Here is a 23,722-nt window from a genome sequence, read left to right on the forward strand (position 1 = left end):
GCCCTGTTAGCCGGCCAACCACGCTGACCTGCGGTGACATTGCCCACAGGCCGAATAGGCTAGCTAACTTTTTCGTTAGTATGGTCATGATGTTTGACGTGACCGAGGCGGCGTCGGCACGGAGCGAGGGCGACAGCTGGGACATCACCGAGAGCGTGGGCGCGACCGCTCTCGGGGTCGCTGCCGAACGGGCCCTCGAAACCTCGCAGCCGGATCCGCTCATCCGCGACGAGTACGCCTTTCTGCTGGTGTCCGCCGCCGGTCCGCCGTGGACCCAGTTGGCCAGCAGTGATCTGAGCTGGCTCGGCGACGACGAGACAGCCCGGCGGATGCACCTGATGTCACGCGACTACCAGGCCGTCCGCACCCACTACTTCGACCGGTACTTCGCGGCGGCCGCCCGCGCGGGTATCCGGCAGATCGTGCTGTTGGCCGCCGGACTGGACTCGCGGGCCTACCGGCTGGACTGGCCGGCGGGGACCGTCGTCTACGAACTCGACCAGCCCCGCGTGCTGGACTTCAAGAACCGCACCCTGCAGGCGCACGGTGCGGTCGCCAAGGCCGATCGCCGGACGGTGGCCGTCGACCTGCGCGACGACTGGCCGGCCGCGCTGCGGCACGCCGGGTTCGATTCCGCCGCCCCGACGGCCTGGCTGGCCGAGGGGCTGCTCTGTTATCTGCCCGCGGACGCGCAGGACCGGCTGTTCGAGCGGATCACCGCGCTGAGCGCACCCGGCAGCTGGCTGGCGGTGGAGGCGTTCCACCACGATCCGCAACGGGCCACCGAACGGCGCCGCGCCGAATGGCGCGACCGCACCGCCCGGATGAAGGCCGCACTCGACCTCAACCTCGACTTCGAGGCCCTCACCTACGACGACCCGGACCGCGCCGACGCCGGCGAATGGCTGGCCGCCCACGGCTGGCACCCGGACAGCGTCCCCGGCACCGAGGAGATGGCCCGGATGGGCCGGCCGGTGCCGGCGGATCTGCTCGACGTCGCGGTCCCGAGCACCCTGCTGCGCGCCCACCTGAACGGAGCGTCCCGATGAGTTCACTACGCACCGACGACGACACCTGGGACATCGCCACCAGCGTCGGTTCCACCGCGGTCATGGTCGCGGCGTCCCGCGCCGCCGAGACCGAACGGGAGGACGCGCTGATCCGCGACCCGTACGCCAAGGTGCTCGTCGCCGGTGCGGGCACCGGGGTGTGGGAGCTCATCCTCGACGACGACTTCACCGCGAAGATCGAGGCCGCCGACCCCGAGACCGCGGCGATCTTCGATCACATGGGCAACTACCAGGCGGTGCGGACCCACTTCTTCGACACGTACTTCGCCCGGGCCGCCGAGGCGGGGATCCGCCAGGTCGTCATCCTGGCCTCGGGCCTGGATTCCCGCGCCTACCGGCTGCCGTGGCCGGACGGCACCGTCGTCTACGAGATCGACCAGCCCAAGGTGCTCGAATACAAGTCCGCGACGCTGGCCGCCCACGGTGTGCAACCGGCCGCCGACCGTCGCGAGGTGGCGGTGGACCTGCGCCACGACTGGCCGAAAGCACTGCGTGCCAAGGGCTTCGACCCGCAGCAGCGGACCGCCTGGCTCGCCGAGGGGTTGTTGATGTACCTGCCGGCCGACGCGCAGGACCGGTTGTTCGAGAACATCACCGCGCTCAGCGCGCCCGGCAGCCGGCTGGCGGTGGAGACCGCCGCGGAGGAGCCGGTGGACCGGCGCGAGCAGATGCGGGCCCGGATGGAACGCATCGCGTCGCAGTTTGGCCTGGAGAAGGCCCTCGACGTCGCCCAGCTGATGTACGACGACCCGGACCGCGCCGACGTCCCCGAGTGGCTCACCGGCCACGGCTGGCGGACCGAGTGGGTGTCCGCGCCCGACGAGATGCGGCGGCTGGACCGCTTCGTCGCGGCCGCCATGCCGCCCGGCGACGACGCCGACGCCGCGGACCTCGACGACACCGCCTTCTCCAAATTCGTCACCGCGGAGCGTCCCTCATGAGACCGCCCGGCCATCACCCCGGCCTGGCCGAGCGCATCGGCGCCCCGGCGGTGCTGGCGGCCGCCGCCCGCGCCTCCGAGTCGGCCCGGCCCGACGCGCTGATCAGCGACCCGTTGGCCGCGGCACTGGTCAGCGCACCGGAACTGGCCCGGCTGGCCGACGCCACCGCCGAACTCAACGGGCAGGTCCCGGCGCTGGCCGCCGCGCACCGGCAGCTGACCGACTACCTGGCCGCCCGCACCCACCGGTTCGACGCGTTCTGCGCCGACGCCGCCGCGGCCGGGATCCGGCAGATCGTCATCCTGGCGTCCCGCCTCGACACCCGGGCGTTCCGGCTGTCCTGGCCCGACGACACCATCGTGTTCGAGATCGACCGGCCCAACACCCTGCTGTACAAGGCCGCCGCGCTGGCCGGGCAGGCGGCCCGGCCGCGGGCCCGGTGGCGGCCCGTCGGCGTGGAACCGGTCGCCACCTGGCCGCGCGCGCTGTGGAACGCGCGGTTCAACCACAACGAACCCACCGCCTGGCTGGTCGAGGGGCTGGTCCCGATGCCGGCCGCCGAGCAGGATGCGCTGATCACCGAGATCGACATGCTCAGCGCCGCGGGCAGCCTGCTGATCCTCGACGACTCGGTCGGCCCGCATTCCGGCTACAACGATCCCGCCGACTGGCTGACCTCACGCGGCTGGGGCGTCGAAACCATCTGGGCCCGTGACTATCTGGCCGAACTGAACCGCCCCGTGGTCAACACTGGCGACGAGTTGTTCGAGCTGTCGGCCACCTTCGTCACCGCGGAGAAGATCGCATGACCGACCGTCCGCCCCGACCGCGGTCACCCCTGGAGCGGATCCCGGGGCGGGCTCCACTGGACTCCGTGGTCCGGCCGTTCCGGCGCACCGGGCGGTACTACGGCGGCCTGTGGCGGGAGTACCTGCGCAGGACGCCGCAGGAGGAGGAACTGCCGCTGACCCGTCCCACGCTGGCGTTGGCCGCCGAGGCGTTCCGCGACGAGGTGGTGCTGCTCGGGTTGCGGACCCGCCGCCCGGTCAGTGACGTCCGCGCCTTCGAACGGATCACCGCCGAGGTTCGCGAAGCGCTCGAATTCTTCGGCAGCCGAGGCTGTCTCGACGACCCGGAGAAGTTCTTCACCCCGCCGCCGGCGCTGGACGAGGTGACGGTGCTGCCGCGGGAGGGCCGCCGGCGTGACCACGACCGGATCCGCTGGGACAGCGGATACGCCCCGCTGCCGGGCGCGCCGGGCGGCCAGCGGTATGCGGGCTACAGCGCCAACGACCGGTGTTATGCGCTGCTGCTGCGGCACGCCGAACCCCGGCCGTGGCTGATCGGCATCCACGGCACCGAGATGGGTCGCGCCGCGGTGGACCTGGCGGTGTTCCGGGCGCGGCGCCTGCACCGCGAGCTCGGCCTGAATGTGGTGCTGCCGGTGCTGCCCATGCACGGCCCGCGGGGACGCGGACTGCCCAAGGGGGCGGTGTTCCCCGGCGAGGACGTGCTCGACAACGTGCACGCCACCGGCCAGGCGGTGTGGGATGTGCGCCGGCTGATCTCGTGGATCCGCGCCCAGGAGCCGGACTCGGCGATCGGGTTGAACGGCATCTCGCTGGGTGGCTTCGTCACATCGCTGGTGGTGAGCCTGGAAGACGGCCTGACCTGTGCGATCCTCGGCGTCCCGGTGGCCGATCTGATCGAGCTGCTGGGCCGGCACGCCGGCCTGCGGCGCGGCGACCCGCGCCGGGAGACCATGGAGTTGGCCCGGCCGCTGGGCCGGATGATCTCACCGCTGTCGCTGCGACCGCGGGTGCCGCCGCGTGGCCGGTTCGTCTACGGCGGGATCGCCGACCGGGTGGTGCACCCGCGCGAGCAGGTGGTGCGGTTGTGGGAGCACTGGGACCGGCCCGACATCGTGTGGTACCGCGGCGGGCACACCGGTTTCTTCCAGTCCCGTTCGGTGCAGCGGTTCGTCGAGGACGCGCTGGCACAGTCCGGGCTGATCGAGGCGCCCGGACGCGCCTGATCCGAGCCGATTCCGGGGGTTCGCCCGAAGCCACCAGACTGGCCAACCGGTTGGTTACTATGAGGCTTTCCCGGTCAGGAAGGATCACACCATGACCACCGAGTCCGCCACGGCACCCGCCACCAAGACATCCGCCACCCCCGATATCGCCGGCACCGTGCAGCGGCTGCGGCGCACCTTCGCCAGCGGCCGCACCCGCGACATCGCCTGGCGCAAGCAGCAGCTGCAGGCGCTGGAACGGCTGGTGGTGGAGAACGAGACGGCCATCGCCGCCGCGCTCGAGAAAGACCTCGGCCGCCAACCCTTCGAGGCGTGGCTGGCCGACGTCGCCAGCACCGCCGCCGAGGCGAAGACGGCCGCCAAAAACGTCCGCAAATGGGCCAGACGCCGTTACAAGATGCTGGAGTTCTCCCAGCTGCCCGGCCTGGGCTGGATCGAGTACGAACCGTACGGGACGGTGCTGATCATCGGTGCCTGGAACTTTCCGTTCGCGTTGACGCTCGGGCCCGCGGTCGGGGCGATCGCCGCCGGCAACGTGGTGGTGCTCAAACCGTCGGAGGTGTCCCCGGCGTCGTCGGCGCTGATGGCCGAGCTGGTGCCGAAATACCTGGACAACGACGCGATCGTGGTGATCGAGGGCGACGCCGCCGTCAGCCAGGAACTGATCGCCCAGGGCTTCGACAAGATCTGCTTCACCGGCGGCACCGACATCGGCCGCAAGGTGTACGAGAGCGCCGCACCGCATCTCACCCCGGTCACCCTGGAGCTGGGCGGCAAGAGCCCGGTGATCGTCGCCGCCGACGCCGACATCGACGTCGCGGCCAAGCGGATCGCCTGGACCAAACTGATCAACTCCGGTCAGATCTGCATCGCCCCCGACTACGTGCTCGCCGACGCGTCCATCCGGGATCAGCTCGTCGACCGGATCGCCGAGGCGGTCCGCAGCTTCGAGGGCGAGTCGGGCGGCAAGCCGATCGTCAACAAGCGCCATTTCGACCGGTTGACCGCCGCGCTGGCGGCCACCAAGGGCAAGGTCGTCCTCGGTGGGGGATCGGATCCGTCGACGCTGAAGATCGAGCCCACCATCGTCGTCGACCCGGCGCTCGACGAACCGTTGATGACCGATGAGATCTTCGGGCCGATCCTGCCCATCGTGACCGTCAGATCCATCGACGACGCAATCGAATTCGTCAACGCCCGGCCCAAGCCGCTGGCCGCCTATCTGTTCACCAAGACCAAGGCCATCCGGGAACGGGTGGTCAGGGAGGTGCCGGCCGGCGGCATGGTGATCAACCAGTTGCTGTTCCACTTCGCGACCGCCAAACTGCCGTTCGGCGGTGTCGGACCGTCGGGCACCGGCGCGTACCACGGCCGGTACGGGTTCGAGGAGTTCAGCCACCGCAAGACGGTGATGACCAAACCGACCCGACCCGATGTCGTCCAGATGCTCTACCCCCCGTATACAGAGAAGGCGTGGAAGCTGGCCCGCAAGCTGTTCTGACAGCGGCGGCCCGATAGCCAAGAGGAAGGAACGTCATGCCCGGAGTGCAGGATCGCGTCATCGTCGTCACCGGTGCCGGCGGCGGCCTGGGTCGTGAGTACGCCCTGACGCTGGCCCGTGAGGGCGCCAGCGTGGTCGTCAACGACCTCGGCGGGGCCCGCGACGGCACCGGTTCGGGCTCGGCGATGGCCGATCAGGTGGTCGCCGAGATCAAGGAGGCCGGTGGCCGCGCGGTCGCCAACTACGACTCGGTCGCCGAGCCGGAGGGTGCGGAGAACATCATCAAGACCGCGCTCGACGAGTTCGGCAGGGTCGACGGCGTGGTCAGCAACGCCGGCATCCTGCGCGACGGCACCTTCCACAAGATGTCCTACGAGAACTGGGACGCGGTGCAGAAGGTGCACCTGTACGGCGGGTACAACGTGCTGCGGGCGGCCTGGCCGCACTTCCGGGAGCAGAACTTCGGCCGGGTGGTCGTCGCCACCTCCACCAGCGGCCTGTTCGGCAACTTCGGCCAGGCCAACTACGGGGCGGCCAAGCTCGGCCTGGTGGGCCTGATCAACACACTGGCCCAGGAGGGTGCGAAGTACAACATCAAGACCAACGCGATCGCCCCGATCGCCGCGACCCGGATGACGCAGGACATCCTGCCGCCGGAGGTCTTCGAGAAACTCACCCCGGAGTACGTGGCCCCGGTGGTGGCCCACCTGATGAGCGAGGAGATCGAGGACACCGCGTCGGTCTTCATCGTCGGCGGCGGCAAGGTGCAGCGCACCGCGCTGTTCCAGAACGAGGGCGTCACCTTCACCGACGGGGTTCCCACGGTCGCCGACATCGCCGCCCGGTGGAACGAGATCACCGACCTGTCGGACGCCAAGCTGGCCACCTTCAAGCTCGGCTGACACGGTGAAGGCGCTTGTCGCGCAGGAGCTGTCCGGCCCGTCCGGTCTGGTCTACACCGATTGGGAGGACCCGTCGGAGAACGACGACGTCGTCGTCATCGACGTCCGGGCGGCCGGGCTGTCCTTTCCTGACCTGTTGCTGATCCGCGGCGAGTACCAGCTCAGGCTGGACCCGCCGTTCATCCCCGGGATGGAGATCGCCGGCGAGGTCCGGTCGGCGCCGCAGGGTTCCGGATTCCGGCCCGGACAACGGGTGTCGGCGTTCTCCATGATGGGCGGCTTCGCCGAACGGGTCGCCGTCGCGCCGCAGAACGTCATCCCGACCGCCGACGGCATCGACGACGCCTCGGCCGCCGCGCTGCTGGGCAACTACTACACCATGTACTTCGCGCTGGCCCGCCGCGCGGCGCTGCGGCCGGGCGAGACGGTGCTGGTGTTCGGTTCGGCCGGCGGTGTCGGAACCGCGGCGATCCAGATCGCCAAGGCGATGGGCGCCCGGGTGATCGCGATGGTGCGGCGCGCCCGGGGGACCGAGTACGTGGAGTCCCTGGGGCCCGACGTGGTGCTGCCGCTCACCGAGGGCTGGCCGCAGGCCGTGCGCGACGCCACCGACGGGCGCGGCGTCGACGTGGTGGTCGACCCGGTCGGCGGTGACGTGTTCGACGACGCGATCCGGGTGCTGGCCACCGAGGGCAGGCTGCTGGTGCTGGGCTTCGCCGCCGGGCAGGGCATCCCGACCGTCAAGGTGAACCGGCTGCTGCTGCGCAACGTCGGCGTGATCGGGGTCGGCTACGGCGAGTTCGTCGCCCGCAATCCGGGCGCCCAACAGTTGTTCGGGTCCGGGCTGCGGCATCTGGTGGAGGGCGGGCTGCGCCCGCCGCCGCCGGTGCGGTTCCCGCTGTCGGAGGGCCGGGCCGCGTTCGAGGCGCTGGCCGCCGGGGAGGTGCTCGGCAAGGCCGTCCTCGAGCCGTGAGGGCGGCCCGCCGCCGCGGCTAGAGTCGAGCCATGAGCACCGGCGGCGTCATCCTGGTCGCCCTGGCCGTGGCCGTCGGGATCGTGGGCATCGTGGTGCCGATCCTGCCCGGCACCCTGCTGATCTTCGCGGCGATCGGGGTGTGGGCGTTCGTCGAGGCCTCACCCGCGGCGTGGGTGACGTTCGGTGTCGTCACCGCGCTGCTGGGGGCCGGTCAGCTGATCAAGTATCTGTGGCCGATGCGGCGGATGCGCCGCGCCGACGTCAGCACCTCGACCCTGGTGGTCGGCGCGGTGGTGGGCATCATCGGGTTCTTCGTGATCCCGGTGCTGGGCCTGGTGCTCGGCTTCGTCGGCGGCGTCTACCTCGCCGAGTTGGGCCGCCGCGGCGACGCCCGGGCGGCCTGGTCGGCCACCGTGCACGCGATCAAGGGCGTCGCGCTGTCGGTGGGGCTGGAACTGGCGGCGGCGCTGCTCGCCACCGCGGTGTGGGTGGCCGGGCTGTTCGTGACCTAGCTGCGTTGGGCGGGGCTGCGTTGGGCGGGGCTGTGTTGGGCGGGGCTGTGTTCGGCGGGGCGGGACCACGCCGTCTCCAGCCGGCGCAGGAAACCGCCGTCGGTGTCGGCCGCGGTCACCCGCAGGACGGTCCAGCCCATCTCGAGCATGTCATCGTGACGGCGGATGTCCCGGTTGATCGCGCGGCGGCTGGTGAAATGGTGCCGGCCCTCGTACTCGACGGCGATCCTCCGGTCCCGCCACCCCATGTCCACCACGCCGATGAGGACACCGAACTCGTTGTGGATCGGCAGCTGCGTCTCCGGCGGGGGATAACCGGCCCGGACGATGAGCAACCGCAGCGCGGTCTCCCGCGGAGACTCGGCGCCGGGGTCGACCAGCGCGATCGCCTCCCGCGCCCGGCGCAGGCCGTGGCGACCCGGGTGGCGCTGCGCCGCGGCCTCGATGTCGGCCACTTTGAGCCGGGCCGCCCGGGCGAGCGCGTCGATCGCGGCGACGGAGGTGCCGACCGGATACCGGCAGGCCAGGTCGACGGCGGTACGGGCGGGCGTGGTCAGCCGCATCCCGTCGATCTCGCAGATCTCGTCCTCGTCGAGGGTGTGCCCCCAGGTGAGGATGCCGGGGGTGCGGCGCCGGTTGGTGTCGATGACGGTGGCGGGCCGGCGGGGGTCGACGTACTTGGCGCCGTGCAGTGCCGACGCCGAGAAACCCGCGAGCACGCCGTGACCCCGCGACCGCAACCAGCACGCCTTGGCCCGCAGCACAGCGTCGAGTTCGGCGTCGTTCGCGATGTACACGTCGCGGTGGATCGCGCGGTACCGCGTCCGCAACTGGTGGCGGGTGAGGGCGCCGGACGTCAGCGCCTCGCTGCCGAGGAAGGGCTCGGAGAACGGTGCCGCCATGACGGAAGTGTGCCGCGGCGGTCCGACAGCCGATTTGTGTAACGCTGTGGCGGAAAAACGCCCCTCAAACCGCCACAGCGTTACGCAACGCGGACATCAGCCGAGCAGGACGTCGCGCAGTCTGGCGACGTCGTCGGCGCTGACATCGGCGGCGGACAGGAAGTTCGACAGCGAGCCGAACTCCTCGTCGATGGTCCGCCACGAGATGGCCAGGTAATCCTCTTCCACCCCGAGCACCGCATCGGTCAACCGGGCCTCGGCCAGCGTCTCCAGCTCGGGGGTGTCGGCGTACCGGTCGCGGATCCAGCTCAGGATGCGGCCCCGCAGCTGCGGCACGGCATCGTTGCTGCGCAGGTAGTCGGCCATCACCGCGTCCCTGTCCACCCCGGCCGCCGCCAGCACGGTGGCCACGGTGAACCCGGTGCGGTCCTTCCCCGCGAAGCAGTGCGCGATCACCGGCCGGCCGTCGATCAGCAGACTCACCACCTGCTGCACCGCCCGCCGCGCCCCGCGCAGGGTGGGGAACTCCTTGTACGCCGACGTCATGTACCGCCGGGCGGCCGCGGAGACGTCCCCGTCCGCGGGCTGTTCGGACATCATCCTCCGGAACGCCGACTCGTGCGGCGCCTCCCCGTCGACCGACGACTGGTCCGGGAACGGCAGCTGGTGGATGACGACGTCGTCCGGCACCCTGGCCGGCCCTCGCCGCTGCACCTCGGTGGGGGAGCGCAGATCGGCGATGTCGGTGACGCCGAGGCTGCGCAGGATCCGCCGGCCCGTCTCCTCGAGATGGCTCAGTTCACTGGACCGGAAGAACCGTCCCGGCCGGATTCCGGTCTCCTCGGCTGTGTCCCGGAAGTTCCACGCCCCGGGCAGCGGGTCGGTGCTCAGGAGCTGCTCACCTTGATCGCGGCCGCGGCCAGCGGCGACTTCTCCTTACCCAGCTCGGCGCGGGCGATGGTGCGCATGTGCACCTCGTCCGGCCCGTCGAACAGCCGCATCGCCCGGTGCCACGCGTACAGCCGGGCCAGCGGGAAGTCGTCGGACACCCCGGCGCCGCCGTGCACCTGGATGGCCCGGTCGATCACGTTGCACGCCACCGTGGGTGCGACGGCCTTGATCTGCGCCACCTGCACCTGCGCTTCCTTGTGCTTGTTGCCGAGCTGGTCGATGGTCCAGGCGGCCTTGTGGCACAGCATCCTGGCCTGGTCGATCTCATTGCGGGACTTCGCGATCGCCTCGCGCACCACACCCTGCTCGGCCAGCGGCTTACCGAACGCGACACGTTTCTGCACCCGGTCGACCATCAGCGCCAGGGCGCGTTCGGCGGCGCCCAGGGCGCGCATGCAGTGGTGGATGCGGCCCGGACCCAGCCGGGCCTGGGCGATCGCGAAGCCGGCGCCCTCCTCACCGAGCAGGTTCTCGACCGGCACCCGGACGTTGTCGAACACGATCTCGCAGTGGCCGTGCTGGTCCTGCCAGCCGAACACCGGCAGTGACCGCCTGATGTCCACGCCGGGGGTGTCGGCCGGCACCAGGATCATCGACTGCTGCTGATGGCTCGCCGCATCCGGATTGGTGCGGCCCATGACGATGAGGATCTTGCAGCGCGGGTCGGCGGCGCCGGTGATCCACCACTTGCGACCGTTGATGACGTAGTGGTCGCCGTCGCGCAGCATGGTGGTCTCGATGTTGCGGGCGTCGCTGGAGGCGACGGCCGGCTCGGTCATCGCGAATGCGCTGCGGATCTCCCCGTTGAGCAGCGGTTCCAGCCACTGCTTGCGCTGCTGCTCGTTGGCGAACAGGTGCAGGGTCTCCATGTTGCCGGTGTCGGGGGCGGCGCAGTTGATCGCCTCGGGGGCGATCACGGTGCTCCAGCCGGAGATCTCGGCCAGCGCCGCGTACTCCAGGTTGGTCAGCCCGGAGACCGGCGGCAGGAAGAGGTTCCACAGCCCCCGTTCCCTGGCCTTGACCTTCAGCTCCTCCACGATGGGCGGCACCGTGAAGTCGTTGGGGCCCTTTTCCTCGCGGTATCGGTCGTACTCGGGTTCGGCCGGGAACACGAACTCCGTCATGAACTCGGTCAAACGTTCGCAATAATCCTGAGCTTTAGCCGACAACGCGAAGTCCATGACCGTCACGATATGACATCGGCGAAAACGCTTAAGAGCCTGGTCAGGCTAACCCGGGTACGGCCCCGCATCCGGCGGCGAAGTCCGGCGTGCGGTCGCGGTGGTTGGGCATGCTGGAGGGCATGACCAGAGAACAACTCACCGCCGAGATCATCGCCGCCCGCCTCGCCAAGGGGCTGACCTGGCAGCAGCTCGCCGACGCGATCGACAGGCCCGTGGTGTGGACCACGGCGGCGCTGCTCGGGCAACACCCGATCCCCGCCGACAAGGCGCGCGTGCTCGTCGACATGCTCGGCCTGGGCGACGACGCGGTCGCGCTGCTGGGCTCGGTGCCGATGCGCGGCGGGCTGCCGTCCGCGGTTCCGACCGATCCGACGATCTACCGGTTCTACGAGGTGCTGCAGGTGTACGGGCCGGCGATCAAGGAGGTCATCCACGAGCAGTTCGGCGACGGCATCATGAGCGCGATCAACTTCAGCGTGGACGTGCAGAAGAAACCCCATCCGGACGGGGACCGGGTGGTCGTCACGCTGGACGGCAAGTATCTGCCGTACGACTGGACCGCCTCCGAGGAGGAGCCGGGAGCCCGGTAGCTGCGCACCGCAAGCCGCGAAACGTGGCGTGCATCACATTTCTGAAAGCCTGTGGAGCTCCCGGCATTTGGCCACACTGTGGTCATCATCACTGCGGAACCGCTTGTTAACCCCCGGGGTTCGACGCATCATGGAAGAAGCCAAACTCTGGAATGATTCCAAACAACAAAAAGGACGGTGTGACACATGGCGTTGCTGACGATCGGCGATCAGTTCCCCGCTTACGACCTGACGGCCGTGATCGGTGGTGACCTCTCCAAGGTCGACGCGAAGCAGCCGGATGACTACTTCACCCGTGTGACTAGCAACGATCACCCGGGCAAGTGGCGGATCATCTTCTTCTGGCCGAAGGACTTCACCTTCGTGTGCCCGACCGAGATCGCCGCCTTCGGCAAGCTGAACGACGAGTTCGAGGATCGCGACGCCAAGGTTATCGGCGTTTCGGTGGACAACGAGTTCGTGCACTTCCAGTGGCGTGCCCAGCACGAGGACCTCAAGACGCTGCCGTTCCCGATGGCGTCGGACCTCAAGCGTGAGCTGTCGGAGGCCACCGGTGTGCTCAACGACGAGGGTGTCGCCGACCGTGCGACCTTCATCGTCGACCCGAACAACGAGATCCAGTTCGTGTCGGTGACCGCCGGCTCGGTGGGCCGCAACGTCGACGAGGTGCTGCGGGTGCTCGACGCGCTGCAGTCCGACGAGCTGTGCGCGTGCAACTGGAAGAAGGGCGACCCGACCATCAACGTCGCCGAAGAGCTCACCAAGGCGGTGTAGCGCGTGAGTGTTGACACCATCAGGGAAGCGCTACCCGAGTATGCGAAGGACCTGAAGCTCAACCTGGGCAGCATCACCCGGAGTACCGAGCTGTCCGAGCAGCAGCTCTGGGGTGCGCTGGTGGCGACCGCGGCGGCGACGAAGTCCGACCGGTTGCTGCGTGAGATTGCCGAGGACGCGCTGGACATCCTCAGCGAGGAGGCCTACAACGCCGCACTCGGCGCGGCCGCCATCATGGGGATGAACAATGTGTTCTACCGCTCCCGGGGCCAGCTGGACGGCGCCTACGACGACCTGCGGGCCGGGCTGCGGATGAACATCATCGGCAATCCCGGTGTGCCCAAGGAGGATTTCGAGCTGTGGTCGCTGGCGGTGTCGGCGATCAACGGCTGCGGGTACTGCCTGACCGCCCATGAGAAGACGTTGCGCGACGCCGGTGTGGATCGCACGACGATCTTCGAGGCGATCCGGTTGGCGTCGATCATCTCCGGCGTCGCCCAGGCACTGCAGACCGCCGAGGTCCTCGCGGACACCAAGTAGCCGCCGACGAGAAGTACGCACGCCGCCGGGCATCCCAGCACGGGATGCCCGGCGGTTCGCGTTCGGGCCCGGGTTCGCCCATTGCAGCCGTCCGGCCGGGTACGGCGGTTTAACCTCTTAGCCATGCGAGGACTGAAGCGCGGTGCAGCGGTGGCGGCGACGGCCGTGATGATGTCGGCACTTCCGGCTGTGGGGATCGGGGCGGCGACGGCCGCGCCCGGCGACGGCCGGGTACCGTTGTCGCCGATCCAGCGCAACTGCGATCACCAGGTACGCAGCTACTTCGCTCCGTCCGGCACCGCCACCGCGTACGCCATCGTGAACGCCACCGGCTCGACGGTGACCGCTGACATCACCATGGCGACCGCGGACCGCAACACCGCCTACCAGGTGAAGCTCATCCAGACGCCGCGGTCGGCGGCAGCACCGTGCAATCCGGGTGATCCCGGTGTCACCACCGGTGTGCTGCACACCGATTACGCCGGCGGCGGACAGCTGCGGCTGACCGGTGACCGCATGCCGGACAGCACCGGGCTGTGGGTCGAGATCAGCCGGCCGGCACCGCATTCGCTGGTGCCGATGGAGTACTACACCTCCGACGTGATCTCCCGGTTCTGAAAACCGGTTTCCGAGCGGTTATCGGGTGAGGCCGCGGGCGATGACCAGCCGCTGAATCTGGTTCGTGCCCTCGAAGATCTGCATGATCTTGGCTTCCCGCATGTAGCGCTCCACCCGGTAGTCGCGGGTGTAGCCGACCCCGCCGAACACCTGCACCGCATCGGTGGTGACCTTCATCGCGGCATCGGTCGCGGTCAGCTTCGCGATGCTGGCCTGTTGCGAGTACGGCCGGCCCTGGTCGCGGCGGCGGGCGGCGTCCAGATAGGTGGCGCGGGCGGTGGCCACCGCGGCGGCCATGTCGGCCAACAGGAAACCCAGTCCTTGGTGGTCGATGATCTTGCGGCCGAAGGCGGTTCGTTCGTTGGCGTACGCGACCGCCTCATCCAGCGCGGCCTGGGCCAACCCGGTGGCCACCGCGGCGATGCCGAGCCGGCCGGAATCCAGTGCGCTGAACGCGATCTGCAGACCTTGCCCCTCCTCACCGATGCGCCGGTCGGCGTCGATGCGGGCGTTGTCGTAGAAGGCCGAGGTGGTGGGCACCGCGTGCAGACCCATCTTCTCCTCGGGTTTGCCGAAACTCAGCCCGGGCTGATCGGCGGGCACCAGGAAACAGGACACCCCGCGCGAGCCCTCTCCGGTGCGGGCGAAGAGGGTATAGAAGTCGGCCTTGCCGCCGTGGGTGATCCACGATTTTGAGCCATTGATCACATAGCCGCCGTCCGTCGGCGTCGCCGCACACCGCAACGCCGCCGCGTCCGACCCGGCCTGCGGCTCGGACAGGCTGTAGGCGCCGATCTGCTCACCGGACAGCATGCCCGGCAGCCAGCGCTTCTTCTGCTCCTCGGTGCCGAACACCAGCAGCGGGTGGGACGACAGGCTGTGCACGCTCACGGCGACCGCGACGGACGCCCACCGAGCCGCGATCTCCTCCAGAACCTGCAGGTAGACCTCGTACGGCTGACCCCCGCCACCCCATTCCTCGGGCTGTGGCAAACTCAGCAGACCGGCGGCGCCGAGTTGCTCGAACACCCCCTCCGGATAGGTCTCGTCCTTCTCGTGCCGATCCACGATCGGGTCGAGGACCTTGTCGGCGATCTCCCGGGTGAGTTCGATAAGCTCAGCCGCCTCCTGTGAGGGCAGCAGACGGTCCACGGCCATGGGGTGAATACCTTCCTACTAAGGTGTCGGCACAATGCATACCGCAGGATGAATGAACCACATCTGCGGACACCGGGAAAGAAGCGGGTCAATTCATGACAGGAACTGAACCGGGCGCTGCGCGTCCAGGGCAGGAATCCGCAGCTCAGCGGCGCGGGGCGACGATCGGTGTCGTCGCCGAGTCCAACGCCGACGAGCGGCGGGTGGCGTTGGTGCCCAAAGCGGTGGCGACGCTGGTGAAGAGCGGACTGAGCGTGGTCGTCGAGTCCGGTGCGGGCGAGCGGGCGTTGTTGCCCGATGCGCTGTACACCGAGGCCGGTGCGACGATCGGCGATGCGTGGGCCGCCGATGTGGTGGTCAAGGTCGCACCACCGACCGCCGAGGAGGTCAAGCGGCTGCGCAGCGGGCAGACGCTGATCGGGTTCCTCGCGCCGCGCAACGCCGACAACCAGATCGAGGCGCTGAAGTCCGCCGGGGTACAGGCGTTCGCCCTGGAGGCGATTCCGCGGATCTCGCGGGCCCAGGTGATGGACGCGTTGTCGTCGCAGGCCAACGTGGCCGGTTACAAGGCGGTGCTGCTCGGGGCGATGGAGCTGACCAGGTTCTTCCCGATGCTGACCACCGCCGCCGGCACCGTGAAGCCGGCCAGCGTGCTGGTGCTCGGTGTCGGGGTGGCGGGCCTACAGGCGCTGGCCACCGCCAAGCGGCTCGGCGCCCGGACAACCGGCTACGACGTGCGCCCCGAGGTGGCCGATCAGGTCCGTTCGGTGGGCGCGCAGTGGCTGGATCTGGGCATCGAGGCGGCCGGTGAGGGCGGCTACGCCCGGGAGCTGACCGAAGAGGAACGCGCCCAACAGCAACGGGCGCTCGAGGAGGCCATCAAGGGCTTCGACGTGGTGATCACCACCGCGCTGGTGCCGGGCCGCCCGGCGCCGCGGCTGGTGACCGCCGACGCGGTGCGGGGGATGAAGCCCGGCAGCGTGGTCGTCGACCTGGCCGGTGAGACCGGCGGCAACTGCGAGCTGACCGAACCCGGGCAGACCGTCGTCAAGCACGGGGTGACGATCGCGTCGCCGCTGAACCTGCCGGCGACCATGCCCGAACACGCCAGCGAGCTCTACTCCAAGAACATCACCGCGCTGCTGGATCTGCTGATCACCGACGGCGCGCTGGCCCCGGACTTCACCGACGAAGTGGTGGCCGAGGCCTGTGTGACCCGCGGGAAGGATGCCTGATGTACGACGAATTACTCGCCAACCTGGCGATCCTGGTGTTGTCCGGGTTCGTCGGCTTCGCCGTGATCTCCAAGGTGCCCAACACCTTGCACACCCCGTTGATGAGCGGCACCAACGCGATTCACGGCATTGTGGTGCTCGGCGCGCTGGTGGTGCTCGGCAAGGTCGAGAATCCGTCGCTGGCGATGCAGATCATCCTGTTCGTCGCGGTGGTGTTCGGCACGCTCAACGTGGTCGGCGGCTTCGTGGTCACCGACCGGATGTTGGGGATGTTCAAGACCCGCAAGCCCGTTGCGGTCGAGGCTGAGGAGTCGGCCCGATGAACTACGTCGTGTCGATCCTCTACATCGTCTCGTTCGCGATGTTCATCTACGGCCTGATGGGTTTGACCGGGCCGAAGACCGCGGTGCGCGGGAACTGGATCGCGGCCGCCGGTATGGCGGTGGCGATCATCGCCACGCTGATTCTGATCCGCGACACCGACAACTGGCCGTTGATCATCGCCGGGTTGCTGATCGGTGTCGTGCTCGGCGTGCCGCCGGCGCGGATGACCAAGATGACCGCGATGCCGCAGCTGGTGGCGCTGTTCAACGGTGTCGGCGGTGGCACGGTCGCGTTGATCGCGCTCGCCGAATTCATGGACACCGAGGGCTTCTCGGCGTTCAAGCACGGTGAGGAGCCGACCGTGCACATCGTGGTCGGATCACTGTTCGCGGCGATCATCGGCTCGATCTCGTTCTGGGGCTCGCTGATCGCGTTCGGCAAGCTGCAGGAGATCCTGCCCGGCCGGCCGATCGGCTTCGGAAAGGTCCAGCAGCCCTTCAACATCCTGCTGCTGATCGGCTCCGTCGCCGCGTGTGTGGTGATCGGTCTGGACGCCCATCCGGGCACCGGTGGTGCGTCGCTGTGGTGGATGATCGCGGTGCTCGTCCTCGCCGGGGTGCTCGGCCTGATGGTGGTGCTGCCGATCGGCGGCGCGGACATGCCGGTGGTCATCTCGATGCTGAACGCGTTGACCGGATTGTCGGCTGCGGCAGCGGGTATGGCGCTGAACAACCAGGCGATGATCGTGGCCGGCATGCTCGTCGGCGCCTCGGGTTCGATCCTGACCAATCTGATGGCCAAGGCGATGAACCGGTCCATCCCGGCGATCGTGGCCGGCGGGTTCGGCGGCGGCGGTGGGGTCGGCGGTGACGGTGACTCCGGCGAGAAGGTGGTGAAGTCCACCTCGGCGGCCGACGCGGCGATCCAGATGGCCTACGCCAACCAGGTGATCATCGTGCCCGGTTACGGGCTGGCGGTCGCCCAGGCCCAGCACGCGGTCAAGGATCTGTCCACGCTGCTGGAAAGCCGCGGTGTGCCGGTGAAGTTCGGTATCCACCCGGTGGCCGGCCGGATGCCCGGGCACATGAACGTGCTGCTGGCCGAGGCCGAGGTCGACTACGACGCCATGAAGGACATGGACGAGATCAACGACGAGTTCGCTCGTACCGATGTCACGGTCGTCATCGGCGCCAACGACGTCACCAACCCCGCGGCCCGCAACGATCCGAGCTCGCCGATCCACGGCATGCCGATCCTCAACGTGGATCAGTCCAAGTCGGTGATCGTGCTCAAGCGGTCGATGAGTTCCGGATTCGCCGGTATCGACAACCCGCTGTTCTACGCCGAGGGCACCACCATGCTGTTCGGCGATGCGAAGAAGTCGGTCACCGAGGTCATCGAGGAGCTCAAGGCCCTCTAGCCCCGGTTCCGTCGTCTGGCGATTTCGGCGTGCGGACGTTCGCTGAGCGACCGTCTGCACGCCGAAATCGCTAACCGCCGAGCAGGACCACTTCCATCAGGTGCTGGACGGCGGCCTGGGCGGACGGGCTGGCGTGCGAGTCGGTCAGCCGGCCGAGGTCGGTGACGAGAGCGAACGCGCAGTAGACCGCGTAGCGGGCGGTGGCCACGGTGAGCTCTGGCCGCTGCTCGGTGACCAGCCGCGCCCAGGAGTCCACCAGCGACTGCTCGATGCGTTCCACCACCCGCGCTTCGCTCTCCGGCAGGTTGCGCCGTTCGGTGTGCTGCACATAGGCCAGTGCCGGCCGTTCCCGGAACTGGTCGAGGTAGGCCCGGACCAGCTGAGTCAGCGCGGTGTGCGGATCCGCGGTGGCGGCGGTGATGCGCGCCAGATCCTGGGAGGTGCGGTCCACCGCGCGCCGCAGCGAGGCGGCCAGGATGTCGGCCTTGCCCGGGAAGTAGCGGTAGATCCCGGTGGTCGGCACCCCGACCGCGGCGGCGATGTCGTCCATCCCGGTGTCGCGGAACCCGCGTTCGTGGAACATCTGGATCGACTCGTGCAGCACGCATTCGTAGATGCCGGCCGCCAGGGTCACCCGGGGTGGCGGGGGGTCCGGCGCCCGGCGGCGACGGGGTGTCGGCAGATCGGCGGCCAACAGGTCTTCGACCACCGAGGCCAGAAACGAGCGGATGCCCGGCACCGACAGCGGTGCGGAGTGGTCGGCGATGCTGCCGATCGCGCTCAACGCCGACGCGGTCAGCGTCCACCGCTGCCGTGACCCCAGCTCGGGCCGCATCACCCGCAGCGGCCGCTGCAGCCGCCGGTTCACCAGCTGGATCTGACGTTCCAGGATGTCCCGGTCGGGCTCGCGCAGGTAGCGGCCCTCCCACCGGTACAGGCCGCCGGCGGTGCGGTTGGCGATCGTGACGTTGATCAGCGCGTCGACCAGCGCGGCGAGCAACCCGTGCGGGTCCTCGGCCGGGTCGACGTCGTCGCCGAAGTCGGTGGCGTCCACCAGCAGCTGACCCAGGCCCAGCACCGAGTCCCGGAAGAGGTCGTACTTGCCCTGGGAGTGCCGGTACAGCGCGGCAGGGGAGATACCCACCCGGGCGGCGATCTCCTCCATGCTGACCGCGTGGTACCCCTGTGCGCCGAACGCGTCTGCGGAGGCCCGGGCGATCAACGCCTTGCGGTTCTTCGGGCGGTGCCGCCCATTGCGGTGTGCGTCGGAACCGGCGGCGGACATGGCACGTACGCTAGCGCCCGCGGGCCACTCAAGGCGAGCGAGGCAGCGATGTCCTGACCGCCGGCACCGGGCGCCACACCCGGCGTTCTGTCCTCAATGGGCTCTAAGTCGTTGGGCTACAGCGACTTCAGGCCCTCAGTCCATGGGGAGACGACGTGAATCGGGTGCGCGAATATGTGAACGCGGATACCGCCCGCGGGAGGTCCGGATGCCGGGATTACCGGGTATCCACTACCCAGAGCCGGTCATGTACACCTACTGTCGCGTTGAGCCACGACGGTGAACACGCCGCTAGGAGACGAACGTGACCCTGACCGACGAAGACCGCGACCGAACCGACCGCGACGAGACCCCGGAGCCGGAGAGCTCGGAGCAGGTGGTCACGGAGACATCCGCCGAGGAGGCCGGGGAGACCGGGGAGACCGGGGAGACGGGAGAGACCGAGAAGACCGGGGAGCCCGGGGAGCCCGGCCCGGCGGCGCGCAGCCGGCGGGCCGGGTGGCTGCGGGTCGGGGCGGTCACCGCGGTGTTCGTGGTGCTGCTGGGCCTGTGCGGATTTCTCGGTTGGCAGGTGTGGCAGCAGCGGCAGCTGGACCGGGCGGCCGACGAAGCCCGGCAGGCGGCCGTCGAATACGCCAGGATCCTGACCAGCATCGACGCCGACAAGGTCGACGAGAACTTCGCGCAGGTGCTCGACGGCGCGACCGGGGAGTTCAGGGACATGTACTCCGCGTCGAGCGCACAGCTGCGTCAGCTGCTGATCGACAACAAGGCCTCGGCGCGGGGCGTGGTGCTGGAGTCGGCGGTCCAGTCGGCCGGCGAGGATGAGGTGGTCGTGCTGCTGTTCATCGACCAGACGGTGTCCAACGCGCACGTGCCCGAGCCGCGCATCGACCGCAGCCGGGTGAAGATGACGATGCGGCACGTCGACGGCACGTGGCGGGCCTCGAAGGTCGCACTGCCGTGAGCAGCCGGTGGAAGTGGATCAGATCGCGGATCAGACCGGTGGATAGGCGGGCGGGGGATAGCCGCCGCCGGGGCCGGAGATGCCGCGCAGCCCCCAGGCGAACCAGTTGAAGAAGTACTCGATCTCGTCACTGGCGTCGTAGTCCGGGTTCGGATCCATCACAACCTCCTGTAGCGACGAGCCTCTGCGGGAAGTCTAGCGTCATCGGCGCGGGCGGCGGGACCGGATGAGCATGCCCATCTAAACTATCCAACCAGTTGTTTGACACCCAGTGTTCGACCATGTGAGGGGCCCGGTTCACCCGGGGCCGTTTCGGAACAGCCGATAGTGAGTTGCCCATGTCTACCGATCGCACATCTTCGCCCAACGGGATGACCCGGCGCGAGGAGCTGCTGGCCGTGGCCACCAGGCTCTTCGCCGCCCGCGGTTATCACGGCACCCGGATGGACGACGTCGCGGACGCGATCGGTCTGAACAAGGCGACGGTGTACCACTATTACGCCAGCAAGTCGCTGATTCTCTACGACATCTACCGGCGCGCCGCCGACTCCACCGTCGCGGCGCTGCACGATGATCCGAACGCGTCCGCGCGGGAGATGATCTATGAGTTCACCCGCCGGTTGCTGGTCGGCATCGCCGGTGACATCGAACGGGCCGCGGTGTACTTCCAGGAGGCGCCGTACATCACCGAGTGGTTCACCGAGGAGCAGGTGGCCTACATCCGCGAATCGGAGGCCAAGGTGTACGAGCACGTGCGGGATGTGATCGACCGCGGCATCGCCTCGGGTGAGTTCTACGAGTGCGACTCACATGTGCTGGCGCTGGGCTACATCGGGATGACGCTCGGGTCCTATCGGTGGCTGCGTCCGGACGGCCGGCGCACCGCCGAGGAGATCGCCGAGGAGTTCAGCACCGCGCTGCTGCGCGGGTTGATCCGCGACGAGAAGATCCGCGCCGATTTCCCGCACGGCACCGGCGAGTCCGAAGCCGAACCGGCTAACCCGGCAGGGTGATGAGCTGACGCACCGCGGCGCCGTCGGCGAGCCGGTCCAGGCCCTCGTTGAGTTCGTCGAGCGTGATCGTCGACGAGACCAGTTGCTCCACCGGTAGCCGGCCCGAGCGCCACAGGTCGACGAACCGCGGGATGTCGCGGGCCGGGACCGCCGACCCGAGGTAGCTGCCGATCAGCGACCGCCCTTCGGCGACCAGTCCCAACGGGGACACGGTGAGCCGGGCGTCGGGCGGGGGCAGCCCGACGGTGATCGTCCGGCCGCCGGGCGCGGTCAGCTGGATCGCCGTCGCCAGCGCGTCGGGATGTCCGGCCGCCTCGATCACCACCTGGGCCTTCAGGTTCGCGTCGACGGCCTGGTCCGGGGTGTAGGCCTCATGTGCGCCCAGCGTGCGGGCGGTGTGCAGTTTGTCGGTGCGCTGATCGACCCCGACGACCCGGACGTCGGGGTGGGCCAGCGCGGTCAGCACCGCCGCCAGTCCGACACCGCCGAGGCCGACCACGATCACCCGTTGTCCGGGTCGCGGCCGGCCGACGTTGAGCACCGCCCCGCCGCCGGTGAGCACCGCACAGCCGAGCAGCGCCGCGACGGACGGCGGCACATCGGAGTCCACCGGCACCACCGAGCGGCGGTCCACCACGGCGTGGCTGGCGAAGCCGGAGATCCCGAGGTGGTGGTGCACCGGTTGCCCGTCGCGGGTGAGCCGGATGGCGCCGCTCAACAGGGTGCCGGCGGTGTTGGCGGCGCTGCCCGGTTCGCACGGGGTGAGGCCGTCGGTGGCACACGCCGGGCAGTGCCCGCAGCGCGGCAGGAAGGTCATCACCACCCGCCGGCCGGGGCGCAGGTCGGAGCGCCCGGGCCGAGTTGTTCGACGACGCCGGCGGCTTCGTGGCCGAGCAGCATCGGCACCGGGCGGACCCGGTTGCCGTCGACGACCGACAGGTCGGAGTGGCACAGCCCGGCTGCCTCCATCCGCACCAGCAGTTCGCCGGGCCCGGGTGCGGACAGCTCGAGGTCCTCGATGGTGAGGGGGGCGGATTCGCGGTAGGGGCGCGGCAATCCGATCTGGTCGAGCACCGCACCCCGGATGGTGGTCATGACCTCAGCATGCCTGCGAGACTGCAGCCATGACCAGCGATGAGCGGACGTTGACCGGGCGGGATTTCAAGGTGCACTGGCCGGTGCAGACCCGGTGGGCCGACAACGACATCTTCGGGCACCTCAACAACGCCGCGTATTACGCGTTGTTCGACACCGCGATCAATGCCTGGATCAACACCACCGTCGGCATCGACCCGCTGGCCGCCCCGTGGCTCGGGGTGGTCGCGGAGTCGGGTTGCCGGTATTACGCCGAGCTGAGGTTCCCCGACCCGCTGGTGGTCGGTCTGAAGGTGACCCGCCTGGGCAACAGCAGCGTGACGTACCGGCTGGCGCTGTTCACCGGGGACGGGACCGCGCCGGTGGCTGCGGTGGGGCATTGGGTGCACGTGTATGTCGACCGGTCCTCCCGCCGCCCGGTGCCGATCCCCGACGCGATCCGGGAGCTGCTGGAAACGGCGCGCTGAATCGGCCGGGCGGTCGGTCGATATGCTCGGCTGATGCCAACCGTGAGCAAGACCGTGGAGGTGGCGGCGCCGGCCGACAGGATCATGGCCATCGTCGCCGACTTCGAGTCCTATCCGTTGTGGAATCAGGAGATCAAGGGCTGCTGGGTGCTCGCGCGTTACAACGACGGCCGGCCCAGTCAGCTGCGCCTCGACGTCGTCGTGCAGGGTCAGTCCGGCACGTTCATCACCGCCGTGTACTACCCGGCCCCGAACCAGATCTTCACGATGCTGCAGCAGGGTGACCACTTCGAGAAGCAGGAGCAGACGTTCTCGGTGGTCGCGATGGGGCCGAACTCGTCGTTGTTGACCGTCGACCTCGACGTGGAGACCAAGATGCCGGTCCCGAAGTCGATGGTGAAGAAGCTGGCCGGCGACACGCTCGACTATCTGGCGGACAACCTCAAGACCCGCGCCGAACAGCTGGCGTCCTGAACCCCGTCCGGCGTCGCGGCGGTTGACGGGCACAGCATCCCGGCGAGGCGGCCCACGGGTGAATCCCGGATGTCAGGTCCAGATGCCGACCTTCTCGAGTTGGGCGATCAGCCGCTGCGCCGAGTCGGTGAACAGGTCGACGGTCACCCGCGTGGCCGTCTCGGTGTCGCGCCGGCGCAGCGCCGCGATCAGCTCGCGGTGCCGCGCCACCGTCGCGGTGCCCCACTGCTGATCGGTGGCGTAGATCTGCGGCGGCATGTAGCGGGCCACGTGGTAGAGGAACCACGCGAGCTTGATGCGCCCGGTGGTGCGGTGGAGCACGCGGTGGAACGCCGACATCGCGGCGGCCACCTCGCCGACCACCCCGCGGTCGACCGCCGCCGCCAGCGCCTCGTTCAGCGCGGTCAGCTCGTCGAGTTCGGCGTCGGTGATGCGGTCCACCGCGGCGGCGGTCAACTTCCGCGCGATGGTGGCCTGCAGCCAGAAGATGTCCTCGATGTCGCCGCGGGTCAGCGGTGCGACGACATGCCCGCGGTGCGGTTCCAGCTGCACCATCCCCTCGCCGCGCAGCGTGCGCAGCGCCTCCCGGATCGGGGTGATGCTGACGCCCAGCCGGGCCGCGGTCTCGTCCAGCCGGATGTAGGTGCCCGGCCGCAGTGCGCCGGACATGATCTCGGCCCGCAGCTGCGCCGCGACCTCGTCGGACAGCTGATCGCGGCGGCGCCCACCGCCGTTCGGGCCGAGACGGGAGGTGATCGGTGCGTTCATGGCCGAGGCGCAGTCCTTCG

26 protein-coding genes and 1 pseudogene are annotated in these 23,722 nt (G+C 69.3%); 19 read left to right on the forward strand and 8 right to left on the reverse strand.

Going from position 1 to position 23,722, the window contains the following annotated elements:
- The first annotated feature begins 80 nt into the window (after positions 1-80).
- From CKW28_RS00590 to CKW28_RS00625, 8 genes are all read left to right on the forward strand, one after another.
- Complete coding sequence (locus CKW28_RS00590; protein ID WP_003924579.1) at positions 81-1,049, forward strand: class I SAM-dependent methyltransferase; 969 nt, start codon at positions 81-83, stop codon at positions 1,047-1,049.
- The gene (locus CKW28_RS00595; RefSeq protein WP_003924578.1) at positions 1,046-2,011 is read left to right on the forward strand and encodes a class I SAM-dependent methyltransferase; all 966 of its coding nucleotides are present in this window, start codon (positions 1,046-1,048) and stop codon (positions 2,009-2,011) included. Before CKW28_RS00590 ends, CKW28_RS00595 begins: the two co-directional genes overlap by 4 nt.
- Entirely contained in the window at positions 2,008-2,820 is an 813-nt protein-coding gene (locus CKW28_RS00600; protein WP_003924577.1) for an SAM-dependent methyltransferase, read from the forward strand. Before CKW28_RS00595 ends, CKW28_RS00600 begins: the two co-directional genes overlap by 4 nt.
- Positions 2,817-4,046 carry an alpha/beta hydrolase family protein gene (locus CKW28_RS00605; protein ID WP_003924576.1) on the forward strand — a complete coding sequence of 410 codons (1,230 nt, stop codon included), beginning with the start codon at positions 2,817-2,819 and terminating at the stop codon, positions 4,044-4,046. The genes CKW28_RS00600 and CKW28_RS00605 overlap by 4 nt, the downstream gene beginning before the upstream one ends.
- Positions 4,047-4,137: 91 nt before the next feature.
- A complete protein-coding gene (locus CKW28_RS00610; RefSeq protein ID WP_003924575.1) occupies positions 4,138-5,547 on the forward strand; it encodes an aldehyde dehydrogenase family protein in 1,410 nt (469 codons plus the stop codon).
- A 35-nt stretch (positions 5,548-5,582) separates the two neighbouring features.
- A complete protein-coding gene (locus CKW28_RS00615; RefSeq protein WP_003924574.1) occupies positions 5,583-6,449 on the forward strand; it encodes an SDR family oxidoreductase in 867 nt (288 codons plus the stop codon).
- Positions 6,450-6,453: 4 nt separating this feature from the next.
- Positions 6,454-7,422 carry an NADPH:quinone oxidoreductase family protein gene (locus CKW28_RS00620; protein WP_003924573.1) on the forward strand — a complete coding sequence of 323 codons (969 nt, stop codon included), beginning with the start codon at positions 6,454-6,456 and terminating at the stop codon, positions 7,420-7,422.
- A gap of 32 nt (positions 7,423-7,454) precedes the next feature.
- A complete protein-coding gene (locus tag CKW28_RS00625; protein ID WP_003924572.1) occupies positions 7,455-7,937 on the forward strand; it encodes a DUF456 domain-containing protein in 483 nt (160 codons plus the stop codon).
- On the opposite strand, the gene CKW28_RS00630 is transcribed toward CKW28_RS00625, so the two are convergent.
- From CKW28_RS00630 to CKW28_RS00640, 3 genes are all read right to left on the reverse strand, one after another.
- The gene (locus tag CKW28_RS00630) at positions 7,934-8,839 is read right to left on the reverse strand and encodes a type IV toxin-antitoxin system AbiEi family antitoxin (RefSeq protein ID WP_003924571.1); all 906 of its coding nucleotides are present in this window, start codon (positions 8,837-8,839) and stop codon (positions 7,934-7,936) included. The genes CKW28_RS00625 and CKW28_RS00630 overlap by 4 nt on opposite strands.
- Positions 8,840-8,935: 96 nt before the next feature.
- Positions 8,936-9,730 (reverse strand): tyrosine-protein phosphatase, encoded by a 795-nt coding sequence (locus CKW28_RS00635; RefSeq protein ID WP_040546255.1) that lies wholly within the window; start codon positions 9,728-9,730, stop codon positions 8,936-8,938.
- Positions 9,727-10,971 (reverse strand): acyl-CoA dehydrogenase family protein, encoded by a 1,245-nt coding sequence (locus CKW28_RS00640; protein WP_040546254.1) that lies wholly within the window; start codon positions 10,969-10,971, stop codon positions 9,727-9,729. The genes CKW28_RS00635 and CKW28_RS00640 overlap by 4 nt, the downstream gene beginning before the upstream one ends.
- A gap of 122 nt (positions 10,972-11,093) precedes the next feature.
- Here CKW28_RS00640 and cynS point away from each other — a divergent pair, with 122 nt between their 5' ends.
- The 4 genes from cynS to CKW28_RS00660 all read left to right on the forward strand — a co-directional run bounded on the left by cynS (position 11,094) and on the right by CKW28_RS00660 (position 13,496).
- On the forward strand, positions 11,094-11,564 hold the full coding sequence (gene cynS, locus CKW28_RS00645) for a cyanase (protein ID WP_061252263.1): 471 nt from the start codon (positions 11,094-11,096) through the stop codon (positions 11,562-11,564).
- Positions 11,565-11,750: 186 nt separating this feature from the next.
- Positions 11,751-12,338 carry a peroxiredoxin gene (locus CKW28_RS00650; protein WP_003924567.1) on the forward strand — a complete coding sequence of 196 codons (588 nt, stop codon included), beginning with the start codon at positions 11,751-11,753 and terminating at the stop codon, positions 12,336-12,338.
- A 3-nt stretch (positions 12,339-12,341) separates the two neighbouring features.
- A complete protein-coding gene (ahpD, locus tag CKW28_RS00655) occupies positions 12,342-12,878 on the forward strand; it encodes an alkyl hydroperoxide reductase AhpD (RefSeq protein ID WP_003924566.1) in 537 nt (178 codons plus the stop codon).
- Between the two features lie 123 nt (positions 12,879-13,001).
- Positions 13,002-13,496: a hypothetical protein gene (locus tag CKW28_RS00660; protein WP_040546253.1), complete on the forward strand. Its 495-nt coding sequence runs from the start codon at positions 13,002-13,004 to the stop codon at positions 13,494-13,496.
- 18 nt (positions 13,497-13,514) lie between these two features.
- Here the strand turns inward: CKW28_RS00660 and CKW28_RS00665 are convergent, their stop codons facing one another.
- Positions 13,515-14,654, reverse strand: coding sequence for an acyl-CoA dehydrogenase family protein (locus CKW28_RS00665; RefSeq protein WP_003924563.1), 1,140 nt, complete (start codon positions 14,652-14,654; stop codon positions 13,515-13,517).
- A gap of 95 nt (positions 14,655-14,749) precedes the next feature.
- Between CKW28_RS00665 and CKW28_RS00670 the strand changes: the two genes are divergently transcribed.
- Genes CKW28_RS00670 through CKW28_RS00680 form a run of 3 tightly spaced genes read left to right on the forward strand, consistent with a single transcriptional unit; the run spans position 14,750 to position 17,633 of the window.
- Positions 14,750-15,889, forward strand: coding sequence for a Re/Si-specific NAD(P)(+) transhydrogenase subunit alpha (locus CKW28_RS00670; protein ID WP_234784974.1), 1,140 nt, complete (start codon positions 14,750-14,752; stop codon positions 15,887-15,889).
- On the forward strand, positions 15,889-16,212 hold the full coding sequence (locus tag CKW28_RS00675) for an NAD(P) transhydrogenase subunit alpha part 2 (protein WP_003924561.1): 324 nt from the start codon (positions 15,889-15,891) through the stop codon (positions 16,210-16,212). Before CKW28_RS00670 ends, CKW28_RS00675 begins: the two co-directional genes overlap by 1 nt.
- On the forward strand, positions 16,209-17,633 hold the full coding sequence (locus CKW28_RS00680) for an NAD(P)(+) transhydrogenase (Re/Si-specific) subunit beta (protein ID WP_003924560.1): 1,425 nt from the start codon (positions 16,209-16,211) through the stop codon (positions 17,631-17,633). The genes CKW28_RS00675 and CKW28_RS00680 overlap by 4 nt, the downstream gene beginning before the upstream one ends.
- Positions 17,634-17,703: 70 nt before the next feature.
- On the opposite strand, the gene CKW28_RS00685 is transcribed toward CKW28_RS00680, so the two are convergent.
- The gene (locus tag CKW28_RS00685) at positions 17,704-18,918 is read right to left on the reverse strand and encodes a TetR/AcrR family transcriptional regulator (protein ID WP_003924559.1); all 1,215 of its coding nucleotides are present in this window, start codon (positions 18,916-18,918) and stop codon (positions 17,704-17,706) included.
- A 304-nt stretch (positions 18,919-19,222) separates the two neighbouring features.
- Here CKW28_RS00685 and CKW28_RS00690 point away from each other — a divergent pair, with 304 nt between their 5' ends.
- The gene (locus CKW28_RS00690) at positions 19,223-19,885 is read left to right on the forward strand and encodes an Rv1363c family protein (RefSeq protein WP_003924558.1); all 663 of its coding nucleotides are present in this window, start codon (positions 19,223-19,225) and stop codon (positions 19,883-19,885) included.
- Between the two features lie 30 nt (positions 19,886-19,915).
- On the opposite strand, the gene CKW28_RS24005 is transcribed toward CKW28_RS00690, so the two are convergent.
- Positions 19,916-20,044 carry a hypothetical protein gene (locus tag CKW28_RS24005; RefSeq protein ID WP_003924557.1) on the reverse strand — a complete coding sequence of 43 codons (129 nt, stop codon included), beginning with the start codon at positions 20,042-20,044 and terminating at the stop codon, positions 19,916-19,918.
- A gap of 179 nt (positions 20,045-20,223) precedes the next feature.
- Here CKW28_RS24005 and CKW28_RS00700 point away from each other — a divergent pair, with 179 nt between their 5' ends.
- Positions 20,224-20,898, forward strand: coding sequence for a TetR/AcrR family transcriptional regulator (locus tag CKW28_RS00700; RefSeq protein WP_040546252.1), 675 nt, complete (start codon positions 20,224-20,226; stop codon positions 20,896-20,898).
- Here the strand turns inward: CKW28_RS00700 and CKW28_RS00705 are convergent.
- Positions 20,882-21,993 (reverse strand): annotated as a pseudogene (locus CKW28_RS00705) (alcohol dehydrogenase catalytic domain-containing protein). The gene CKW28_RS00700 and the pseudogene CKW28_RS00705 overlap by 17 nt on opposite strands.
- A gap of 29 nt (positions 21,994-22,022) precedes the next feature.
- Here CKW28_RS00705 and CKW28_RS00710 point away from each other — a divergent pair.
- On the forward strand, positions 22,023-22,460 hold the full coding sequence (locus tag CKW28_RS00710) for an acyl-CoA thioesterase (RefSeq protein WP_003924555.1): 438 nt from the start codon (positions 22,023-22,025) through the stop codon (positions 22,458-22,460).
- A gap of 33 nt (positions 22,461-22,493) precedes the next feature.
- Positions 22,494-22,934, forward strand: a complete 441-nt coding sequence (locus CKW28_RS00715; protein ID WP_003924554.1) for an SRPBCC family protein — start codon at positions 22,494-22,496, stop codon at positions 22,932-22,934.
- Positions 22,935-23,006: 72 nt separating this feature from the next.
- Here CKW28_RS00715 and CKW28_RS00720 read toward each other — a convergent pair whose 3' ends face one another.
- Positions 23,007-23,702, reverse strand: a complete 696-nt coding sequence (locus CKW28_RS00720) for a GntR family transcriptional regulator (RefSeq protein ID WP_003924553.1) — start codon at positions 23,700-23,702, stop codon at positions 23,007-23,009.
- Positions 23,703-23,722 lie beyond the last annotated feature (20 nt).

It is taken from the genome of Mycolicibacterium thermoresistibile (assembly GCF_900187065.1).
Classification (GTDB): Bacteria; Actinomycetota; Actinomycetes; order Mycobacteriales; family Mycobacteriaceae; genus Mycobacterium; species Mycobacterium thermoresistibile.

Bases quoted from the DNA above. Each gene is read 5' to 3' on its own strand.
- CKW28_RS00650 (WP_003924567.1), top strand. From the start codon at position 11,751: ATGGCGTTGCTGACGATCGGCGATCAGTTCCCCGCTTACGACCTGACG.
- CKW28_RS00680 (WP_003924560.1), top strand. From the start codon at position 16,209: ATGAACTACGTCGTGTCGATCCTCTACATCGTCTCGTTCGCGATGTTC.
- CKW28_RS00720 (WP_003924553.1), bottom strand. From the start codon at position 23,702: ATGAACGCACCGATCACCTCCCGTCTCGGCCCGAACGGCGGTGGGCGC.
- CKW28_RS00610 (WP_003924575.1), top strand. From the start codon at position 4,138: ATGACCACCGAGTCCGCCACGGCACCCGCCACCAAGACATCCGCCACC.
- CKW28_RS00625 (WP_003924572.1), top strand. From the start codon at position 7,455: ATGAGCACCGGCGGCGTCATCCTGGTCGCCCTGGCCGTGGCCGTCGGG.
- CKW28_RS00615 (WP_003924574.1), top strand. From the start codon at position 5,583: ATGCCCGGAGTGCAGGATCGCGTCATCGTCGTCACCGGTGCCGGCGGC.
- CKW28_RS00600 (WP_003924577.1), top strand. From the start codon at position 2,008: ATGAGACCGCCCGGCCATCACCCCGGCCTGGCCGAGCGCATCGGCGCC.
- CKW28_RS00675 (WP_003924561.1), top strand. From the start codon at position 15,889: ATGTACGACGAATTACTCGCCAACCTGGCGATCCTGGTGTTGTCCGGG.
- CKW28_RS00710 (WP_003924555.1), top strand. From the start codon at position 22,023: ATGACCAGCGATGAGCGGACGTTGACCGGGCGGGATTTCAAGGTGCAC.
- CKW28_RS00700 (WP_040546252.1), top strand. From the start codon at position 20,224: ATGTCTACCGATCGCACATCTTCGCCCAACGGGATGACCCGGCGCGAG.
- CKW28_RS00715 (WP_003924554.1), top strand. From the start codon at position 22,494: ATGCCAACCGTGAGCAAGACCGTGGAGGTGGCGGCGCCGGCCGACAGG.
- CKW28_RS00640 (WP_040546254.1), bottom strand. From the start codon at position 10,971: ATGGACTTCGCGTTGTCGGCTAAAGCTCAGGATTATTGCGAACGTTTG.
- CKW28_RS24005 (WP_003924557.1), bottom strand. From the start codon at position 20,044: ATGGATCCGAACCCGGACTACGACGCCAGTGACGAGATCGAGTACTTC.
- CKW28_RS00660 (WP_040546253.1), top strand. From the start codon at position 13,002: ATGCGAGGACTGAAGCGCGGTGCAGCGGTGGCGGCGACGGCCGTGATG.
- CKW28_RS00670 (WP_234784974.1), top strand. From the start codon at position 14,750: ATGACAGGAACTGAACCGGGCGCTGCGCGTCCAGGGCAGGAATCCGCA.
- CKW28_RS00685 (WP_003924559.1), bottom strand. From the start codon at position 18,918: ATGTCCGCCGCCGGTTCCGACGCACACCGCAATGGGCGGCACCGCCCG.
- cynS (WP_061252263.1), top strand. From the start codon at position 11,094: ATGACCAGAGAACAACTCACCGCCGAGATCATCGCCGCCCGCCTCGCC.
- CKW28_RS00605 (WP_003924576.1), top strand. From the start codon at position 2,817: ATGACCGACCGTCCGCCCCGACCGCGGTCACCCCTGGAGCGGATCCCG.
- CKW28_RS00595 (WP_003924578.1), top strand. From the start codon at position 1,046: ATGAGTTCACTACGCACCGACGACGACACCTGGGACATCGCCACCAGC.
- CKW28_RS00665 (WP_003924563.1), bottom strand. From the start codon at position 14,654: ATGGCCGTGGACCGTCTGCTGCCCTCACAGGAGGCGGCTGAGCTTATC.
- CKW28_RS00590 (WP_003924579.1), top strand. From the start codon at position 81: ATGGTCATGATGTTTGACGTGACCGAGGCGGCGTCGGCACGGAGCGAG.
- CKW28_RS00630 (WP_003924571.1), bottom strand. From the start codon at position 8,839: ATGGCGGCACCGTTCTCCGAGCCCTTCCTCGGCAGCGAGGCGCTGACG.